Source organism: Pseudomonas sp. 203-8 (assembly GCF_020708595.1).
GTDB lineage: Bacteria > Pseudomonadota > Gammaproteobacteria > Pseudomonadales > Pseudomonadaceae > Pseudomonas > Pseudomonas aeruginosa.
This window is the reverse complement of the sequence record NZ_JAJFDF010000008.1, coordinates 49,216-66,842: the sequence shown is the minus strand read 5'-3', so window position 1 is coordinate 66,842 and position 17,627 is coordinate 49,216. Positions and strand designations below refer to the sequence as shown.

The 17,627-nt window shown below is 66.2% G+C and carries 19 protein-coding genes; 10 read left to right on the top strand and 9 right to left on the bottom strand.

Annotated elements, in window-relative coordinates:
* Window positions 1-6 precede the first annotated feature (6 nt).
* The 3 genes from LJF27_RS19225 (at window position 7) to aphB (ending at window position 3,915) form a co-directional block, all read left to right on the top strand.
* On the top strand, window positions 7-1,050 hold the full coding sequence (locus LJF27_RS19225) for an extracellular solute-binding protein (RefSeq protein WP_003084365.1): 1,044 nt from the start codon (window positions 7-9) through the stop codon (window positions 1,048-1,050).
* 420 nt (window positions 1,051-1,470) lie between these two features.
* Entirely contained in the window at window positions 1,471-2,865 is a 1,395-nt protein-coding gene (locus LJF27_RS19220; RefSeq protein WP_003112951.1) for an APC family permease, read from the top strand.
* 15 nt (window positions 2,866-2,880) lie between these two features.
* Window positions 2,881-3,915 (top strand): acetylpolyamine amidohydrolase AphB, encoded by a 1,035-nt coding sequence (aphB, locus tag LJF27_RS19215; protein ID WP_003110574.1) that lies wholly within the window; start codon window positions 2,881-2,883, stop codon window positions 3,913-3,915.
* An 80-nt stretch (window positions 3,916-3,995) separates the two neighbouring features.
* On the opposite strand, the gene LJF27_RS19210 is transcribed toward aphB, so the two are convergent.
* The 4 genes from LJF27_RS19210 to LJF27_RS19195 form a co-directional block, all read right to left on the bottom strand.
* Window positions 3,996-4,346: a NirD/YgiW/YdeI family stress tolerance protein gene (locus tag LJF27_RS19210; protein ID WP_003084357.1), complete on the bottom strand. Its 351-nt coding sequence runs from the start codon at window positions 4,344-4,346 to the stop codon at window positions 3,996-3,998.
* 83 nt (window positions 4,347-4,429) lie between these two features.
* A complete protein-coding gene (locus tag LJF27_RS19205; protein ID WP_003121726.1) occupies window positions 4,430-5,419 on the bottom strand; it encodes an SdiA-regulated domain-containing protein in 990 nt (329 codons plus the stop codon).
* Between the two features lie 98 nt (window positions 5,420-5,517).
* Complete coding sequence (locus LJF27_RS19200) at window positions 5,518-6,183, bottom strand: fumarylacetoacetate hydrolase family protein (protein WP_003110705.1); 666 nt, start codon at window positions 6,181-6,183, stop codon at window positions 5,518-5,520.
* 91 nt (window positions 6,184-6,274) lie between these two features.
* Complete coding sequence (locus LJF27_RS19195) at window positions 6,275-7,669, bottom strand: FAD-binding oxidoreductase (RefSeq protein WP_003112948.1); 1,395 nt, start codon at window positions 7,667-7,669, stop codon at window positions 6,275-6,277.
* A 203-nt stretch (window positions 7,670-7,872) separates the two neighbouring features.
* Here LJF27_RS19195 and serA point away from each other — a divergent pair, with 203 nt between their 5' ends.
* Window positions 7,873-9,102, top strand: coding sequence for a phosphoglycerate dehydrogenase (gene serA, locus LJF27_RS19190; RefSeq protein ID WP_003112947.1), 1,230 nt, complete (start codon window positions 7,873-7,875; stop codon window positions 9,100-9,102).
* 57 nt (window positions 9,103-9,159) lie between these two features.
* Here serA and LJF27_RS19185 read toward each other — a convergent pair whose 3' ends face one another.
* Window positions 9,160-9,597, bottom strand: coding sequence for a DUF4399 domain-containing protein (locus tag LJF27_RS19185; RefSeq protein ID WP_003084345.1), 438 nt, complete (start codon window positions 9,595-9,597; stop codon window positions 9,160-9,162).
* A gap of 292 nt (window positions 9,598-9,889) precedes the next feature.
* Here LJF27_RS19185 and LJF27_RS19180 point away from each other — a divergent pair, with 292 nt between their 5' ends.
* Complete coding sequence (locus tag LJF27_RS19180; RefSeq protein ID WP_003112946.1) at window positions 9,890-10,660, top strand: cystine ABC transporter substrate-binding protein; 771 nt, start codon at window positions 9,890-9,892, stop codon at window positions 10,658-10,660.
* 71 nt (window positions 10,661-10,731) lie between these two features.
* Complete coding sequence (locus LJF27_RS19175) at window positions 10,732-11,424, top strand: amino acid ABC transporter permease (RefSeq protein WP_003084339.1); 693 nt, start codon at window positions 10,732-10,734, stop codon at window positions 11,422-11,424.
* Between the two features lie 2 nt (window positions 11,425-11,426).
* On the opposite strand, the gene LJF27_RS19170 is transcribed toward LJF27_RS19175, so the two are convergent.
* The gene (locus LJF27_RS19170; RefSeq protein WP_003112945.1) at window positions 11,427-11,921 is read right to left on the bottom strand and encodes a DUF523 domain-containing protein; all 495 of its coding nucleotides are present in this window, start codon (window positions 11,919-11,921) and stop codon (window positions 11,427-11,429) included.
* A 265-nt stretch (window positions 11,922-12,186) separates the two neighbouring features.
* On the opposite strand from LJF27_RS19170, the gene LJF27_RS19165 reads away from it, so the two are divergent.
* On the top strand, window positions 12,187-12,741 hold the full coding sequence (locus LJF27_RS19165; RefSeq protein WP_003084327.1) for a DUF6160 family protein: 555 nt from the start codon (window positions 12,187-12,189) through the stop codon (window positions 12,739-12,741).
* A 21-nt stretch (window positions 12,742-12,762) separates the two neighbouring features.
* Here the strand turns inward: LJF27_RS19165 and LJF27_RS19160 are convergent, their stop codons facing one another.
* On the bottom strand, window positions 12,763-13,461 hold the full coding sequence (locus LJF27_RS19160) for a 2OG-Fe(II) oxygenase (protein ID WP_003118764.1): 699 nt from the start codon (window positions 13,459-13,461) through the stop codon (window positions 12,763-12,765).
* A 48-nt stretch (window positions 13,462-13,509) separates the two neighbouring features.
* Between LJF27_RS19160 and LJF27_RS19155 the strand changes: the two genes are divergently transcribed.
* On the top strand, window positions 13,510-14,262 hold the full coding sequence (locus tag LJF27_RS19155; protein WP_003084320.1) for a hypothetical protein: 753 nt from the start codon (window positions 13,510-13,512) through the stop codon (window positions 14,260-14,262).
* Window positions 14,263-14,281: 19 nt separating this feature from the next.
* On the opposite strand, the gene LJF27_RS19150 is transcribed toward LJF27_RS19155, so the two are convergent.
* A complete protein-coding gene (locus LJF27_RS19150; protein ID WP_003084318.1) occupies window positions 14,282-15,223 on the bottom strand; it encodes an alpha/beta hydrolase in 942 nt (313 codons plus the stop codon).
* Window positions 15,224-15,299: 76 nt separating this feature from the next.
* Here LJF27_RS19150 and LJF27_RS19145 point away from each other — a divergent pair, with 76 nt between their 5' ends.
* Window positions 15,300-15,911, top strand: a complete 612-nt coding sequence (locus LJF27_RS19145) for a DUF6436 domain-containing protein (RefSeq protein WP_003118762.1) — start codon at window positions 15,300-15,302, stop codon at window positions 15,909-15,911.
* Between the two features lie 103 nt (window positions 15,912-16,014).
* On the top strand, window positions 16,015-16,518 hold the full coding sequence (locus tag LJF27_RS19140; protein WP_003112942.1) for a transcriptional regulator: 504 nt from the start codon (window positions 16,015-16,017) through the stop codon (window positions 16,516-16,518).
* Here the strand turns inward: LJF27_RS19140 and LJF27_RS19135 are convergent.
* The gene (locus tag LJF27_RS19135; protein ID WP_003112941.1) at window positions 16,497-17,549 is read right to left on the bottom strand and encodes an AraC family transcriptional regulator; all 1,053 of its coding nucleotides are present in this window, start codon (window positions 17,547-17,549) and stop codon (window positions 16,497-16,499) included. The two genes, LJF27_RS19140 and LJF27_RS19135, sit on opposite strands and share 22 nt — an antisense overlap.
* Between the last annotated feature and the right edge of the window lie 78 nt (window positions 17,550-17,627).

Sequence of the window (17,627 nt, the reverse complement as noted above, 5' to 3'; positions counted from 1 at the left end):
TCCATCATGACCTACCGCACACCGCTCACCCTGCTCTTCGCCGCCGGTCTAGCCCTGGGCGGCCAGGCTCGCGCCGAAGGCACCCTGCACTTCGCCAACTGGTCGGACTACTACCCGCCGGAGTTGCTGAAGAAGTTCGAGAAGGACACCGGGATCAAGGCCACCCTCGACGCCTACGACAGCAACGAGACGCTGCTGGCCAAGCTCAAGGCCGGTGGCGGCGCCTACGACGTGGTGGTGCCGTCGGACAGTTTCATAGAAATATTCGTCAAGGAGGGGCTGCTGCAAAAGCTCGACAAGAGCCAGTTGCCGAGCCTGGGCAATCTGAAGGAAAACTTCCGGACCCTTGGCTTCGATCCCGGCCACGACTACAGCATTCCCTATCTCTGGGGCACCACCGGCTACAGCTACGATACGGCGAAGGTGCCGGGCGGCAGGCTGGAAGAAAGCTGGAAGCCGTTCTTCGAACCACCAGCCGAGCTGAAAGGCAAGGTGGTGGCTCTGAACTCCATCGAGGAACTGTTCATTCCCGCCACCTACTACCTCGGCATCGACGAATGCACCGAGGACGCCAGGGAAGCGCAGAAGGTCCTCGACCTGCTGCTCAGGCAAAAGCCGGCGCTGGCCATGTACAACAGCGACGGCACCATCGAGCGCATGGCCGCCGGCGAGGTCGCCATGCACCAGCAGTGGAACGGCGCCTTCCACCGCGCCCACGCCCAACGCGCCAGCCTCGAATACGTCTATCCGAAGGAAGGCATCCGGCTGTTCATCGACAACTTCGCGATTCCGCGCGACGCCAGCAACGTCAAGGAAGCCCACGTCTTCATCGACTGGATGATGCGCCCGGAGAACATCGCCGCCGCCTCCAACTTCGCCAAGTACAACAACGCCATCGTCGGCTCGGAGAAATTCATGGAGAAAGCACTGTTCGACGACCCGGCGATCAACACCCCGCAGGACAAGCTCGACCGCCTGAAGCCGTTCAAGCTCTGCTCGCCGAAAGCCCTGGCGTTGCGCAGCAAGGTCTGGACCAAGCTTAAGAAATAATCGACGCGGCGCTGGCGGCCAGCTCGCGCCAGCGCTGGCCGGCCAGCCAGCTTGGCCATTTCGATCCCTTTTTGACCGTCTACAGGGTTCTCCCCGGCGAAACCGGATTGCTAGAGTCGAACCGCGCCCTCCTCGAGGGGTCGCCCGGAGCCGCGGAAACGGCGCCGGCAGAGCCCAAGGGAACCTCGCGACCGCGAGCTAGAAATCCAACAAGAACGCTTCCTGAGAACGCCATGAACACTATCGACGCCCCAACGCCCGTGCCCGCACACGCCGCGCGCCCTCTCGTCACTGCCATTTCCACCGACCCGGCGGAAACCCCAGCGGTTTTCCACTAGCCCGTCCATTCACCCGGCGCAGGAAAGGTCCGCCCAAGCGGCCGCCTGCGGGATCGATACGGCATTTCGCGAGGAGCGGAACATGGCCAGCGAACGCAACAACGGCATCCTCATCGGCGGCAAGCGCCCCGAGTACGTCCACAGCGCCCAGGGCACCGGCCTGCGGCGCATCCTCGGGCTTCCCGCCCTGGTCTTCTTCGGGCTGGTCTACATGGTTCCGCTGACCATGTTCACCACCTACGGGGTAGTCACCGAGATCACCGGCGGTCGCACCGCCAGCGCCTACCTGATCACCCTGGCGGCGATGCTCTTCACCGCCTTTTCCTACAGCTTCATGGTGAAGAAATATCCCATCGCCGGCTCGGCCTATTCCTATACCAGCCTCAGCTTCGGCCCCTGCGTCGGCTTCCTCGCCGGCTGGTCGCTGCTGCTCGACTACCTGTTCCTGCCGATGATCAACTACCTGCTCATCGGCCTGTTCCTCAACATCGCCTTCCCGATGGTGCCGGCCTGGGTCTTCGTGCTCGCGGCGATCGGCCTGGTCACCGTGCTCAACGTGATCGGCATCAGCTCGGTGGCCGGCATGAGCAACGTGATCGTCGGCGCCCAGTTCGTCTTCGCCGTGGTGTTCGTCGCCATGGCGGTCAAGCACCTGGCCGGCATCCCCTCGCTGGACCTGAGCCTGCCCTTCGTCGGCGACGGCAGCCAGCCGGGCTTCGCCCCGTTGATGGCCGGCGCGGCGGTGCTGTGCCTGTCGTTCCTCGGCTTCGACGCGGTCTCGACCCTGGCCGAGGAAACCCGCGACCCGCAACGCGACATCCCGCGCGCCATCGTCATCACCACGGTCGGCGCCGGCCTGCTGTTCACCGTGCTGGCGGTCTTCAGCCAACTGGTGTTCCCCGGCAGCGTATTCCAGGACGCCGAGTCGGCGGCCAACGAAGTGATGCTGGCGGCCGGCGGCAAGTTCCTCGCCAGCTTCTTCACCGCCGCCTACGTCGCCGGCGCCGCCGGCTCGGCGCTGGCCTCGCAGGCCTCGGTGTCGCGCATCCTCTACAGCATGGGCCGCGACGGCATCCTGCCGCGGCGCGTGTTCGGCAGCCTCTCGGAGCGCTTCAAGACGCCAGTGATCGCGATCCTGGTGGTCTCGGTGATTTCCCTGCTGGCGGTGGTCATCGACCTCACCACCCTGGCCTCGATGATCAGCTTCGGCGCGCTGGTGGCGTTCTCCGCGGTGAACCTGGCGGTGATCCGCAGCTACCTGCTGCTCGACGGCCGCCGCGCCCCGCGCGACCTGCTGCGCTACGGGCTGGTGCCGGCCATCGGCCTGGGCCTGACCCTGTGGCTGTGGACCAGCCTCTCGGCGCTGACCCTGGTGATCGGCCTGACCTGGTTCGCCGCCGGCCTCGCCTACCTGGCGTTGCATACCGGCGGTTTCCGCCGCAAGGCGCCGACCGTGACCTTCTCCGAACAGAACTGAGCCCGGGAGCCCGACATGCTGACCATCTACAGCGACGACCATCGCCTGCACCACGGCCGGCACGAACTGATCGGCGGCCAGTTCACCCCCTGCTTCGAAAAACCCAGCCGCGCCGACATGGTCCTCGACCGCGTGAAGGCCGTCGGCCTCGGCGAAGTCCGCGCACCGCGCGACTTCGGCCTGGAACCGATCCGCCGGGTGCACAGCGAGGGTTTCGTGCGTTTCCTGCAGAACGCCTGGCAGGACTGGCTGGCCACCGGCCGCAGCCACGATATGCTGCCGATCGCCTGGCCGACCCGGCGCCTGCGGCAGACGGAGCCGGACAACATCGACGGTCGCCTCGGCTACTACTCCTTCGACGCCGGCGCGCCGATCACCGCCGGGACCTGGCAGGCGATCACCAGTTCGGCCAACGTCGCCCTCAGCGGCCAGTCCGAACTCGCCAACGGCGCGCGCTCGGTATTTTCGCTCTGTCGCCCGCCGGGCCACCACGCCGCGGCCGACTACATGGGCGGCTATTGCTTCTTCAACAATGCCGCCATCGCCGCCCAGGCCTTCCTCGACCGGGGCGCCGGGCGGGTGGCGATCCTCGACGTCGACTACCACCATGGCAACGGCACCCAGGACATCTTCTACGACCGCGCCGATGTGCTGTTCACCTCGATCCACGGCGATCCGCGCTTCGAATACCCCTATTTCCTCGGCTACGCCGACGAGAAGGGCAACGGCGTCGGCACCGGCTACAACTTCAACTACCCACTGGCGGCCGGCAGCGACTGGGCGACCTGGAGCCAGGCGCTGCAGGCGGCGATCCGGCAGATCCAGGCCTATGCGGCGGACGTCCTGATCGTTTCCCTGGGGGTGGATACCTTCAAGGAGGACCCGATTTCCCAGTTCCGCCTGGACAGCCCCGACTACCTGCGCATGGGCGAAGCCATCGGCAAGCTCGGCCTGGCCACGCTGTTCGTGATGGAGGGAGGCTACGCGGTGGAGGAAATCGGGATCAACGCGGTGAACGTGCTACAGGGTTTCGAAGGGGTTCACCGGTAAGCCCGCCCGCAACTTCGCCCGGTCGGAACGCGAAACGGCCCGCCTCTCTTCCGGGAGGCGGGCCGTTTCGATTCAGGGCCTTACTTGATCACTTCGACGAACTCGACGTCGATCTCGCGGCCGACCAGGTCGCGGTCGACTTCGCCGGTCAGCTTGACCCGGGTCTTGTCGTTGATTTCCATCGGCGGGAAGTCTTCGTCGTCGATCTCCACCTTCATGCTGCCGGTGGCATCGCGGAACTCGTAGATGTCGCCCTTGATGCGCTTGACGATGGTGCCCTGGAGGACCACCGGGGTGTCGTCGGCGGCTTCCAGCGCGGCCTTCACCGTGGTGGTGGTCGGGGTAGCGCCCGGGCCGGTATAGCCGGCGGCCAGGGTGACGGTGGAGAACAGGCCGATGGCAGCGATGAGGGGCAGGTGACGAAGTTTCATGGGTAACGCCTCGTAGTTGGTTTCGATGGGTCCAGGCTACGAAGCCTTGCTGAAACCAGGCTTAATCGGCGCTTAAGCGAAGCTTAATCGGCGTCGCTGGTGGCCAGGCGCTCGCCGCTCTTCTTGCGGAACACGTAGAACAGGTTCGGCTCGCTGACCATGTAGATGGTGCCCTCGTCGTCGATGGCCACCCCTTCGGCGCGCGGGATCTTGCTGTCCAGGCCGTTGAAGCCGCCGAGCAGGCTGATGAAGCTGACCGGCTCGCCCTTCTCGTCCAGCTCCAGCAGCAGATGCGATTCGGCCGACAGCACCAGGGTATGGCCGGTACGCGGGTCGACGCTGAGGGCCGAGACGTTGCGCATGTACAGGTCGTCGCTCGGTAGCGCGGTCATCGCCCCGCTCAGGCTCGGCCCGCCGTCGCTCTTCCAGCTGAACAGGGTCATCGGATCGCGCTCCTTGCTCAGCAACAGACGCTGCTGGCGCGGATCCCAGGCGATGCCCTCGAAGCCCTTGTTCTTCTTGCCGATATTGCCCAGCGGGAATTCGGCCAGGCTCTTGGTGCTCAGCTCGGCGGTCTGCGGGTCGACATGGAAGATGGTCAGGGTATTGCGGCGCTCGTCGGTCACCGCGACGTTGCCGTTCTCCAGCACCGCCACGCCTTCGGGATTGCTCAGGCCGAGCAGCGGGATGGTACGCAGCACGTCGCCGGTGAGCGACAGCTCCACCAGCAGCGGCCGCTTGCCGGTAACGGTGAACAGGGTCCTGGTTGCCGGGTTGTAGGCCAGGTCCGAGGTTTCTTCCTCCTCCAGGCCCTGCAACGGCTTGGCGTCGATCACCACCCGATAGCCCGGCAGCCAGATGCTTTCGTCGCGCTGCTGCTGGCTGGCCTGGCTTTCCTTCCACCAAAGGCCGGCGCGATCGTCCCAATGCATGACGATGGTCAGCACCACGCCGACGAGCACGACGAACGCCGGCAGCAGCCAGCGGAAACGGGGAAGCTTGGAGGCAAGGGACATGGGCGAGGCTCGACTGTTTGGCCAGGTGTTTTCTTGGGCGTCGCCATGAAAGGGCATTGCCCCCGGCCTGTCAATCGAAGCGTCGGCCAGCCGACCGACAGTCGCTTCCGCTGCCGGCGCTAGGGAAGTCGGCCGCCCCCGGCGGCCGCAGCGGTTCAGAGCACGCGGGTCTCGAAACGGCTGGCGCCCGGCAATTCGAGCAGCAACTCGTCGCCGCTGTTCAGCGGCCCGACCCCGGACGGCGTGCCGGTCAGCACCACATCGCCGGCCTGTAGCGAGAAATGCCCGGCGATGTGCTGGATCAGCGGCACGATCGGATTGAGCATGTCGCGGCTGTTGCCGTCCTGGCGCACCTCGCCGTTGATGGTCAGGCGGATGCCGATGTCGGTCGGGTCGGGAAACTGGTCGGCGTTCACGAACGGCGACAGCACGCCGGCGCCATCGAAGCTCTTTGCCAGCTCCCAGGGCAGGCCCTTTTCCTTCAGTTTCGCCTGGACCTCGCGCAAGGTCAGGTCCAGCGCCGGCGCATAGCCGGAGATCGCGTCGAGGACCTCCTCGCGGTTCGGCTTGCGCGACAGCGGCTTGCCGATCAGCACGGCGATTTCCGCCTCGTAGTGTACCGAGCCGCGCTCCTGCGGCAGGCTCAGCCCGCCGCTCACCGGCACCACGCAGGAGCCGGGCTTGATGAACAGCAGCGGCTCGGTGGGAACCGGGTTGTTCAGTTCCTTGGCGTGTTCGGCGTAGTTGCGCCCGACGCAGACCAGCTTGCCCAGGGGGAAGTGGATCGGGGTGCCGTCGATATATTGATGCTGGTAACTCATTTACCGACTCCTGAACGGGTGGAAAGGCATCCGTGGCGCCCGCCACAGACGAGAAGGGCCGGATGACCGGCCCTCTGCGTTGCGACACCTGCTACTCGGCGAAGATCTTGCCGGGATTCATGATCCCGTTGGGGTCGAACACCGCCTTCAGTGCCTTCATATAGGCAATTTCGGTTTCCGAGCGGGTGTAGGTCAAGTAGTCGCGCTTGGTCATGCCCACGCCATGCTCGGCGGAAATCGAGCCGTTGTACTTCTCGACGGTCTCGAACACCCACTTGTTGACGGTCGCGCACTTGGCGAAGAACTCGTCCTTGCCGAGGTTTTCCGGCTTGAGGATGTTCAGGTGCAGGTTGCCGTCGCCGATGTGGCCGAACCACACCACCTCGAAGTCCGGGTAGTTGGCCTCGACGATGGCGTCGATGTCCTTGAGGAAGGCGGGCACCCGGGAAACCGTGACCGAGATGTCGTTCTTGTACGGCGTCCAGTGGGAGATGGTCTCGGAGATGTACTCGCGCAGCTTCCACAGGTTCTGCAACTGCTGCTCGCTCTGGCTCATCACCCCGTCCAGCACCCAGCCCTGCTCGACGCAGTGCTCGAAGGTGGCCAGCGCCTCGTTGGCGACTTCCTCGGTGGTCGCCTCGAACTCCAGCAGGGCGTAGAACGGGCAGTCGGTCTCGAACGCCCGTGGTACATCGCCACGGGCCAGGACCTTGGCCAGGGCCTTGTCGGAGAAGAACTCGAAGGCGGTCAGGTCGAGCTTGCTCTGGAAGGCATGCAGCACCGGCATGATCGAGTCGAAGTCGGGCGTGCCGAGGACCATAGCGGTGAGGTTCTTCGGCGTGCGCTCCAGGCGCATGGTCGCCTCGACCACGAAGCCCAGGGTGCCTTCGGCGCCGATGAACAGCTGGCGCATGTCGTAGCCGGTGGCGTTCTTGATCAGGTCCTTGTTCAGCTCGAGCAGGTCGCCCTTGCCGGTGACGACCTTCATCCCGGCCACCCAGTTGCGGGTCATGCCGTAGCGAATGACCTTGATTCCGCCGGCATTGGTGCCGATATTGCCGCCGATCTGGCTGGAACCGGAAGAAGCGAAGTCAACCGGGTAGTACAGGCCGTTTTCCTCGGCGAAGGTCTGCAGTTGCTTGGTAACCACGCCCGGCTGGCAGACTACGGTGCGGTCGAAGGCATTGAAGTCGAGTATCCGGTTCATGTAGTCGAAGGCCACCACGACTTCGCCGTTGGCCGCCACGGCCGCGGCGGAGAGCCCGGTACGACCGCCCGACGGGACCAGACCGACCTTGTGCTGGTTGGCCCAGCGGACGATCGCCTGGACCTGCTCGACGCTCTTGGGGAACACGATGGCCAGCGGCGCAGGGGCGAAATGCTTGGTCCAGTCCTTGCCGTAGGCGTCCAGGGAGGCGGCGTCGTCGAGCAGCTTGCCAGGCTCGACCAGGGGCTTGAGCGATTCGATCAGGGCTTCGCGGGTCATTCGGGAACTCTCAAATGATTCATGGTCGTCCTGAGAACAACTCAGGTCGCAACCGGGCAAGGAAAAGGGAGAACATGCTAGCATACGCCCCCCGCGCTTAGTGCCTCTGGGCGCCGAGTTGCGGGTGCCGGCCAGCGCCGGCCGGACCCGCTTCGCGCAGTTCGCTTTCCAGCCACTTCCTCCGGGACAACAGGTTTACGCAGATGAGCAAGACCTCTCTCGACAAGAGCAAGATCAAGTTCCTTCTTCTCGAAGGTGTCCACCAGAACGCCGTGGACACGCTGAAGGCCGCCGGCTACACCAACATCGAGTACCTCAAGACCGCGCTTTCCGGCGACGAGCTGAAGGAAAGGATCGCCGATGCGCACTTCATCGGCATTCGCTCCCGCACCCAGCTGACCGAAGAGGTCTTCGACTGCGCGAAGAAACTGATCGCGGTCGGCTGCTTCTGCATCGGCACCAACCAGGTCGACCTCAACGCCGCCCGCGAACGCGGTATCGCCGTGTTCAACGCGCCCTACTCGAACACCCGCTCTGTGGCTGAGCTGGTACTGGCCGAGGCGATCCTGCTGCTGCGCGGCATCCCGGAAAAGAACGCCTCCTGCCATCGCGGCGGCTGGATCAAGAGCGCGGCGAATTCCTTCGAGATCCGTGGCAAGAAGCTCGGCATCGTCGGCTACGGCTCGATCGGCACCCAGCTCTCGGTACTCGCCGAGGCCCTGGGCATGCAGGTGTTCTTCTACGACACCGTGACCAAGCTGCCGCTGGGCAACGCGGTGCAGATCGGCAGCCTGCACGAGCTGCTGGGCATGTCCGACATCGTCTCGCTGCACGTTCCCGAACTGCCCTCCACCCAGTGGATGATCGGCGAGAAGGAAATCCGCGCGATGAAGAAGGGCGGCATCCTGATCAACGCCGCGCGCGGCACAGTGGTCGAGCTGGACCACCTGGCCGCCGCGATCAAGGACGAGCACCTGATCGGCGCCGCCATCGACGTGTTCCCGGTCGAGCCGAAATCCAACGACGAGGAATTCGCCAGCCCGCTGCGTGGCCTGGACCGGGTGATCCTGACCCCGCACATCGGCGGCTCCACCGCCGAGGCACAGGCCAACATCGGCCTGGAAGTGGCGGAGAAGCTGGTCAAGTACAGCGACAACGGCACCTCGGTGTCCTCAGTCAACTTCCCCGAAGTGGCCCTGCCGTCGCACCCGGGCAAGCACCGCCTGCTGCACATCCACGCCAACATCCCCGGCGTGATGAGCGAGATCAACAAGGTCTTCGCCGACAACGGCATCAACGTTTCCGGCCAGTACCTGCAAACCAACGAGAAGGTCGGCTACGTAGTGATCGACGTCGATGCCGAGTACTCGGACCTGGCCCTGGAGAAACTCCAGCAGGTCAACGGTACCATCCGTAGCCGCGTGCTGTTCTAAGACAGCGTCCGGCGGAAAGGAAAAAGGAGGCCCAGCGGCCTCCTTTTTTCGTTTCCGTCACTTGACGGTAACGGTGATCTTCTCCGACTCCACGGTCGGCTCCAGCGGCACGTGGTTCTTGTCGCCCACCAGCAGTTGCAGGGTGTGCTTGCCCGGCGGCAGGGTGATCTCGGTTTCGGTCTGGCCCTTGCCGAAGTGGCGGATGTTGTCGGTCATCGGCAGCGGCAGGTTCATCGCCGGCTGCTCCTTCAGGTCCACCAACAGGTGATGGTGGCCGGTATCCGGCATGTCGACGCCGGCCGGCGCCACGCCCATGCCTTTCAGGCCGAATTTCACGGTGAAGGTCTTGTCGACGGTTGCACCATCGGCCGGCGTGATGAAATACACTTTCGCCCCTTCGGGCGCCTTCGTCCGGGGCAGGTCGGCAGCCATCAGGCTGGCGGATGCGCCGAACATCAGGGCGGCTAGACCGAGGCAAGGCAATGTCACTCTCATGGGAGTCTCCTGTTTTCACTTCCGTTAGCACCCGGGAAACACCACTGGACGGAATTTCCCCGGCACTCTTCGTGCCTTCCGAATCAGGGAAAGGCATCGCTGGCACAGCGATTTCCACTGCGAAGCCCGTGTTAGAGCGGCGCTCGCGCACATAATCCGGGTCAATGCCCGCAACCCCTGGAAAGACCGCATGCAACCCAGTAGGTTCGCGATTGTCCAGGACGCGGGCCCGGCTAAGCTGAACGAACAGCATAGGCCCGACCGACGTTCATTCCCACCCGAGGAGTACTACATGCGATTTCTGCCCCGCCTGCTGATGCTGGTATCCCTGGCCGCTCCGCTGGCCCATGCCGAGCTGCTCGACGACGTCCACCAGCGCGGCGCCCTGCGCATCGCCCTGGAGGGCACCTATCCGCCGTTCAACTTCAAGCAGGGCGGCAAGCTCACCGGCTTCGAGACCGAACTGGGCGAACTGCTGGCCGCCGAACTGGCGGTCAAGCCGGAATTCGTCACCACCGAATGGAGCGGCATCCTCGCCGGCCTGCAGAGCGGCAAGTACGACATCGCGCTGAACCAGGTCTCGGTGAACGAGCAGCGGCGCAAGGTCTTCGACTTCAGCGAGCCATACACCATCTCCAGCGCCCAGTTGATCGTGCGCGCCGACGAAACCCGCCAGTTCAAGTCGCTGGAAGACCTCAAGGGCCTCAAGCTCGGCGTCGGCCAGGGCACCAACTACGCCGACCTGGCGAAGTCGGTGGCCGGCGTCAACGTGCGCACCTATCCGGGCGCCCCGGAATACCTGCAGGACCTGGCCAGCAAACGCATCGACGCGGCGCTCAACGACCGCCTGCTGATCCCCTTCGCCATCCGCGAGGCCAAGCTGCCGGTCAAGCCCGGCGCGGCGGTGGGACCGGTGGCGAACATGGCGATTCCCTACCGGAAGAACAATCCGAAGTTCGGCGAGGCGCTGAACGCGGCGCTGGAGAAGATCAAGGCCGACGGCCGCTTCGCCAAGCTCTCGGAAAAGTGGTTCGGCCTGGACGTCAGCCAGCCGCCGAAGTGAGTTCCCGCCCGAACGGGGGAAGCGGCCGCGCCCGAGAGACGCGGCCGTCGTGTTTGTCGATGGAGTGTTGAATGAATTCGCTGCAGAAATTGCTCGAATGGCTCGCCAACCTGGTCGAGCTGCTCGGGATGGCCTGGCCCTTCCTGCTCCAGGGCGCGATGTATACCGTGCTGTTCGCCGCGGTATCGATGGTCCTGGGCCTGATCCTCGGCTTCAGCGTCGCGGTGGTCCGGGTGACCAAGGTGCCGGTGGTCTCGCAGATCGCCGCGGTCTACGTCAGCGCCTTCCGCGGGACGCCACTGCTGGTGCAGATCTTCGTCCTGTACTACGGGCTGCCGAGCGTAGGCATCGAGTTCACCCCGGTCACCGCGGGCATCCTGGCGCTGACCCTGAATGTCGCGGCCTATCTCTCGGAGTCCATGCGCGGGGCGATCCTCGGCATCGACAAGGGACAATGGGAAGCCGGGCTCTCGGTCGGCCTGACCTGGGGCCAGACCCTGTGGAACATCATCACCCCGCAGGCCCTGCGCCTGGCGGTGCCGAGCCTGTCGAACAGCCTGATCAGCCTGATCAAGGACACCTCGCTGATCTCCGTGATCACCGTGACCGAACTGATGCTGGCGACCAAGGAGGTCATCGCCGAGACCTTCCAGCCGCTGCCGCTCTATCTCGCCGCCGCCGGGATCTACTGGCTGCTTTCGGCACTCTTCGAGCGTGTGCAGAAAGCCCTGGAGAACCGCCTGACCGCGCCGCTGCGGCGCTGAGTTCAGCCGCCGGCGTCGAGGCCGGCCAGGCAGACCGCGGCGCGGTCCAGTTCATCCTCGTTGAATACCAGCACGCCCATGCGCTTGAGGGCGGCGGCGGTAACGCCCTCGCCGGCGACCCGGTTGCCGTTGAAGCGCCCGTCGTAGTTCTCCAGGTTGCCGCAGGAAGGACTGCGCGCCTTGAGCACGGCCATCCGGATGTCATGGCGGCGGACCAGCTCCACTGCCGCCTCCGCACCCAGCAGGAATGCTTCGCTGACATCCTCGCCGTCGACGGTGAAGACCCGGTTCAGCCGGTCCAGCACTTCGCCGCCCTGGCCGCCGGGGATCTCCGCTGGCGGGCGGGGCGTCGGCAGGCCTCCGGCGACCTCCGGGCAAAGGGCGACGATCCGCCCCTGCGCATGCCAGCGCGAGAGCAGGTCGAACGGGCCATGGCTGCCACCGTCGTAGCGCACCAGGTGGCCCAGCAGGCAACGGCTGACCAGAACCTTCTGCATGGATGCTCCACCCCTTTGACAGGCACACAGAGTAGCCCGCCGCTCGCCGATGGTCACGCCCGGTAACAGTAGCCGGGAAACACCGGGGAAACCCGCCCTCGACCCAACCGGAGTTAGGCCTCGCGGTAGCGCTCCAGCGCCCGTATGGCGGGGACCAGGGCTATTTCTTGCCGATCCTTAGGATAGAACTGCGGGCGGCCCATGGCGAACCTCCGCCGCCCCGAGCAGACTGGCTTCCCGCGCAACCGCGAAGGACCCGCCCGTCATGCTCCCGACCCGCTCGCTTCTACCGTTTTTCCTGGCCCCCGCGTTGCTCGCCAGCGCTGCCAGCCAGGCGGCCATGGAGGCCCTGGACAACGACAGTCTCAGCCAGGTCACCGGCCAGGCCGGCATCAGCCTGCGCCTGGACCTGCGCGCCGGCGCGGCCAGGGTCGCCTGGGTGGACGACGGCGGCAGCCTCTCGCTGCGCAACCTGGTGATCGACAACGGCTGCGTGAAGGCCGGCGACTGCCCGGACGGGCGCGGCGGCAACATCCCCCTGGGCGCCGCCCAGCTCGGCCTGAGCTTGCCGATCTTCGGCGTCGAGCAGCCGACCCTGGCACTGGACGTGACCACCGGCAGCGGCGGCGGGCAGCAACTGGCGATCAGCCTGCCGGACCTCGCCACCATCAACGACCAGTTGATCGCCAGCGGCCTGCCGGCGCAGCGCATCCGCCTGCGGGTGGCCAGCGACCTGTACATCGGCGACAACTCGATCGGCCGCATCGAACTGCGCGACATCACCGACCTGCGCGGCACGATCAAGGTCTGGGGTCACTGAGGCGGCGACGCCGCCGAGGGTTCAGGAGAGTTGCAGGAGGGATTCGTTGCGCCGGCGGAACCAGCCGGTCAGCGACAGCCGGTCGCGGCTGGCGGGCAGGACTTCGTGCTCGGTGCCGGCGGACATGAACACCACCAGGCTACCGCCCGTCGGCTGGATGTCCACCTGCCGCTGCGGCAGGTGCAGGCGCAGCGCGCCGCCATGCTCGGGCAACCAGGCATCGTTGAGGTAGAGAACCGCGGAGACGGTGCGTGCGTCGTCGTCGCGGAAACGATCGACATGCTTCTGGTAATAGGCGCCCGGCGGGTACAGCGCGAAGTGGCACTCGAAATCCTCGAGGCCGAGGAACAGCGAGGCGTTGAGCGCCTGGCGCAAGCTGTCCATCACCCCCAGGTATTCGTCGCAGGCCTCGGATTCTCCGGGCTCCAGCCATTGCGTGAGGTCGCCGCGGATGCCTTCGCGGATCACCTGGCCGTCGCCGCGGCCGATCGCCGCCGGGGTCAGGTCGCCCGCGACCGCACGGGTGCGGCACTCTTCGGCCAATCTGGTGGTCAGACGCTCAGGCATGAAGATGCTCTGGTGCGACCAGCCCTGGTCGACCAGTTCATCGACGATGCGATGCAGGAGGGGATGATTGACGTTGATGTGCATTGTCCATTGTAGCGTGCCGCCCCGGTGTCTCGACAAGCGGTCCGCCGCATGTCGACAATAGCGCCCCATGGACGGCACCACCCGAACGACGAGGCTTTCGCCGCCAAAGGAGTATCAATGCGCGCTTTGCTCGCCTTCGCTTTACTGCTGGTTGGTCTGCCCGCCCTGGCCGACCCTTATCAACGCCTGTACCAGGCCGCTGGCTGGCCCGACCAGCGCGCGCATTTCAGCGATGCCCTGGACGCGGCGCAGAAGCGCTACCAGGACAAGCTGCCGCCCGCGCTCTACCAGACCCTGGTGGACAACAGCAATCGCCGCTTCGCCCCGGCCGAAGTCGACCAGCGCGCCCTCAACGGCCTGCGCGAGAACCTGCCGGACAGCGCCAGCCCGCTGAATTTCTTCGAGTCGCCGCTGGGGCGCAAGGTGGTCGCCGCCGAGGTGCTCGCCACCCGCCGCGACCAGTTGCTCCAGCACAGCAACGGCCTGCCGCGGCAGACCGCCAGCGAGCCACGCCGGGCCCTGGTGAAGCGCCTGGCCCAGGTCCTTCCGGCCCGAGAGGCCGGCGCGGAAGTCAGCCTGGCCCTGGCTGGGGTCGCCGCCGACAGCCTCAGCCAGATGCTTCCGGGCCTCCCCGGCCTGCTTGGCGGCGGACAGACCGGCCAGTTGCTGGAAGGCCAGCGCCAGCGCCTGGTGCAGCAGATCGGCGCGGACCTGGAGAACACCCTGCTGTATGTCTACCGCGATCTCTCCGATGCGGAACTCACCCAGTACGTGAACTTCGCCGAGTCGCCGGCCGGCCGCAGCTACTACCAGGCGGCCCTGGCCGCGCTGAAAGCCGGCCTGGCGGTGGACCAGGCGGTCGCCCCCTGATCGACGCGGGGCATGGAACTCAGGCCCCCAGCGCGTCGCTCAGGAAATCGAAATAGCGCCGCCGCAGCCCCTCGCTTTCGTTCGCCAGGTGATGGCGCGCCTCTTCCAGCAACAGTATCCGCGGCTCGTCGAATTTCTCCCGCAGCACCTTCAGGCCATGGCGCCAGTCCACCGTCTCGTCGGACTCGCCCTGCACCACCAGGGGGCTCAGGGCACGCCGAGGTGCCCGCTCGATGCGCGGCACCCAGCGGGTCAGCGCGCCGACCCAGGCGGTCGGCAGGGTGCGTGGCTGCAACGGATCGTGCTCGCGGAGGAAGTCGAGGAACTGCGGATCGCTGGAGTTCTCCGAGAAGCGCCGCGGGATCGAGTCGACGAAGGGGCTCAGCAGGCGGTAGCTGAGCTTCGACCAGCCCCAGGCGCGCGGGCGCACCAGCGGCGCCAGGAGAATCGTCTCGCCCAGCTCGGGACGTTCGCCGCCGTGCAGCAGGTAGTCCAGCAGGATCGCCCCCCCGGTGCTTTGTCCGCAGAGGTGCCAGGGCGCCGCCAGGTCGAGTTCGGCAGCCTGGCCCAGCAGGCCCTTGAACACCGCCTGGTATTCGGCGAAGTCGCGGATGCTGGCCCGCTCGCCTTCGGACAGGCCATGCCCCGGCAGGTCGCAGGCGAGCACCGAGAAGCCCATGCCCAGCGCCCAGTCGACCACGTGCCGATACAGTCCCATGTGGTCGTAATAGCCATGCATCAGCAACAGGCTGCCGCGCGCTTCCGGCAGCAGCCAGGCCTGCACCGCCAGGCGGCGCCCGTCGACCGCCATGCTGCCGAGCCGCGCTTGCAGGCGCGGATGGCGGGAGCGCAGGTCCAGGCCGTAGTAGGCCTGGTAGGCGAGGACGGCGGCGTCCGCCTCGGCCGCGGCCAAGGGTCGCAGGTGCTGGCGCAGGTAATCGGGGTTGAAGGCTTCTGACATCGGCGGTTCCGGGCTGCAATCGATTCGTGGCCGGGCCACGGGCGAAACCCAGGGATATTCAGCTGCGCGCGAACACATGGCAAGCTTGGCACCCGTTTTCCGTGTGAATGCCATGACTCCCCGCCGCAAGACGCTCCTCGTCAGCCTGGTCGGCCTGCTCTGGGCCGGCGGCCTGCTCGCCGCCTACTGGTGGTTCGAGATCCGCTACATCCGCCCGTTCAGCGAGCAGACCACCCTGTTCTCCGGCGACAGCCTGCGCCTGCCGGCCGAGCTGGCCGGGCCGGGGGCGATCCGCCTGGTGCATTTCTGGGACCCGGCCTGCCCCTGCAACGTCGGCAACCAGCAGCACCTCGGCGAGCTGATCGAACGCTTCGCCGGCAAGGGCGTGGAGTTCCATGTCCTGCAGAAGCCTGGCAGCCAGGGCCGCCTGCCGGACAACCTGGCCGCCCTGCGCCCCCTCGCTGGTCTGCCCGGTTCCGAGCAGTTGCCGGCCAGCCCGGCCGTGGCGATCTGGGACCGCGACGGCCGCCTGGCCTACTTCGGCCCCTATAGCGAGGGCGCGGTATGCACCTCCAGCAACAGCTTCATCGAACCGATCCTCGAAGCGCTGCTGCAGGGACGTCCGGTGGATGCCACCCATACCCTCGCCGTGGGTTGCTACTGCCCCTGGACCCCGGAAAAAGGCTGACCTGGCTCAACACCGGGCCTTCCGGAGGGGCGCCGGAAGGCGTAGCGGCTACACTGCCCGGGTCGGCCCACGAGGGGCCGTTGCCGAACCAAGGAGTCGCTGCATGTCCCTACGTCCCACCCTCGCCCTGCTCGCCCTCGTCAGCCTGCCACTGATGGCCGCCCAGAACGACCCTCAGCCCAGCAGCAAGGAACTGATGAAGGAGCACCAGGCGCAGATCCAGAACGACCTGGCCGACGTCGACTACAAGCGCAAGCGCATCGTCGAGGCCAACATGAACCTCACCGACCAGGAAGGCGAGAAGTTCTGGCCGATCTACAACACCTACCGCACCGAGTCGGACAAGCTCAGCAAGGAAACCCTCAAGCTCCTGCTCGACTACGCCCAGGCCTACAACAGCGGCAACGTCAGCGACGACCAGGCGAGCAAGCTGATCGAGCGTGTCGACGACCTCCAGGAGGACCGTCTGGAACTGCGCGACAAGTACGTCAAGCGCATCGCCAAGAACGTCTCGCCCAAGCGCGCCATGCGCTTCCTGCAGATCGAGATCCAGCTCGACGCCATCGCCACCCTGGAGATCGGCCGTCAGGTACCGCTGGTCGAGTAACCCTCTTCCCGCTTCGCCAGCCGCGCCCTGTATTGCTCCGGGGGCGCGGCGTGCCAGCGGCGAAAGGCCCGGTAGAACGGCGACAGCTCGGCGAACCCGCAAGCCTTGGCCACCTCGCGGATGGCGCGACCGGCCAACAGCATCTCGCTCGCCCGCTGCCGGCGAACCTCATCGCGAACCTGCCGGAAACTCGCTCCCCCAGCGGCCAGCGCACGCTGCAAGGCACCGCTGCCAAGGCCCAGCTCCGCCGCGCACTGGCGCAAGCCATAGCCCTCCCCGAGGCGCAGCTCGATCAGGTAGCGCACGCGATTGAGCAAGCGGTTCTCGCTGAGTTCGCGGGACTGTTCTTCCGCGTGGCGGGTCAGCACGTCATGCATGTCCGGATTGGCGTTGCGCGAAGGACGCCGCAGCAAGGCGGCGGAAAACACCAGGGCATCGTGCGGCCGCGAGAACAGCGGCAGCCTGCCGAACAACCGGCGGTGTTCGCCCAGCCGCGGCGGGGCTCGGTGGCGGAACTCGATGCGCTCGGCGACGAACTCGTCGTCGCTGATCAGCGCCAGCAGCTTGAGGAACAGCAGCATCAGGCATTCGATCTGCTGGCGCAGCGAGGCATAGCCCAGGTAGTTGATGTCGAGGATCAGCCTTGCCGTTTCCCCTTCGACCTCGAGGCGCGCGGCGAAACCGCCGGAGAGAATGTGCTGGAAACGCACGAAGCTGCGCAGCGCCTCCTCCAGGTCGCGCGCGGACAGCAGCAGGTAGCCGACCACATCGAGCAGGCGCGGCTTCATTGCCTCGCCCAGGTGCAGGCCGATGTCGGCATCGCCGGTCACCGCCGCCAGTTCGGTCCAGAACAACGGGGCGTTGTCATGCACCAGGCGGCCGCCCAGGGTCGGCGGCGGCAGCGGGATACGCCGGTAGACGCTGCGGTAGACGCGGGTGGGGTCGAGCCCGAGGGCGTCCAGGGCTTCATACAACAGACGCCGCAACGTGGCGGAATGGGTCAGGGGGCTGGTAGACGGGTCGTCCTGCATGGCGGCTCCTCGCGATTGACCAAAGACTTCCAGGGTCCGAGCATTCGGTCAATGCCGCGGGCCGGCGGCATCCGCAGA

Coding starts and splice junctions, on each gene's coding strand:
- LJF27_RS19225 (WP_003084365.1), top strand. CDS start 7: ATGACCTACCGCACACCGCTCACCCTGCTCTTCGCCGCCGGTCTAGCC.
- LJF27_RS19220 (WP_003112951.1), top strand. CDS start 1,471: ATGGCCAGCGAACGCAACAACGGCATCCTCATCGGCGGCAAGCGCCCC.
- aphB (WP_003110574.1), top strand. CDS start 2,881: ATGCTGACCATCTACAGCGACGACCATCGCCTGCACCACGGCCGGCAC.
- LJF27_RS19210 (WP_003084357.1), bottom strand. CDS start 4,346: ATGAAACTTCGTCACCTGCCCCTCATCGCTGCCATCGGCCTGTTCTCC.
- LJF27_RS19205 (WP_003121726.1), bottom strand. CDS start 5,419: ATGCCCTTTCATGGCGACGCCCAAGAAAACACCTGGCCAAACAGTCGA.
- LJF27_RS19200 (WP_003110705.1), bottom strand. CDS start 6,183: ATGAGTTACCAGCATCAATATATCGACGGCACCCCGATCCACTTCCCC.
- LJF27_RS19195 (WP_003112948.1), bottom strand. CDS start 7,669: ATGACCCGCGAAGCCCTGATCGAATCGCTCAAGCCCCTGGTCGAGCCT.
- serA (WP_003112947.1), top strand. CDS start 7,873: ATGAGCAAGACCTCTCTCGACAAGAGCAAGATCAAGTTCCTTCTTCTC.
- LJF27_RS19185 (WP_003084345.1), bottom strand. CDS start 9,597: ATGAGAGTGACATTGCCTTGCCTCGGTCTAGCCGCCCTGATGTTCGGC.
- LJF27_RS19180 (WP_003112946.1), top strand. CDS start 9,890: ATGCGATTTCTGCCCCGCCTGCTGATGCTGGTATCCCTGGCCGCTCCG.
- LJF27_RS19175 (WP_003084339.1), top strand. CDS start 10,732: ATGAATTCGCTGCAGAAATTGCTCGAATGGCTCGCCAACCTGGTCGAG.
- LJF27_RS19170 (WP_003112945.1), bottom strand. CDS start 11,921: ATGCAGAAGGTTCTGGTCAGCCGTTGCCTGCTGGGCCACCTGGTGCGC.
- LJF27_RS19165 (WP_003084327.1), top strand. CDS start 12,187: ATGCTCCCGACCCGCTCGCTTCTACCGTTTTTCCTGGCCCCCGCGTTG.
- LJF27_RS19160 (WP_003118764.1), bottom strand. CDS start 13,461: ATGGGGCGCTATTGTCGACATGCGGCGGACCGCTTGTCGAGACACCGG.
- LJF27_RS19155 (WP_003084320.1), top strand. CDS start 13,510: ATGCGCGCTTTGCTCGCCTTCGCTTTACTGCTGGTTGGTCTGCCCGCC.
- LJF27_RS19150 (WP_003084318.1), bottom strand. CDS start 15,223: ATGTCAGAAGCCTTCAACCCCGATTACCTGCGCCAGCACCTGCGACCC.
- LJF27_RS19145 (WP_003118762.1), top strand. CDS start 15,300: ATGGCAAGCTTGGCACCCGTTTTCCGTGTGAATGCCATGACTCCCCGC.
- LJF27_RS19140 (WP_003112942.1), top strand. CDS start 16,015: ATGTCCCTACGTCCCACCCTCGCCCTGCTCGCCCTCGTCAGCCTGCCA.
- LJF27_RS19135 (WP_003112941.1), bottom strand. CDS start 17,549: ATGCAGGACGACCCGTCTACCAGCCCCCTGACCCATTCCGCCACGTTG.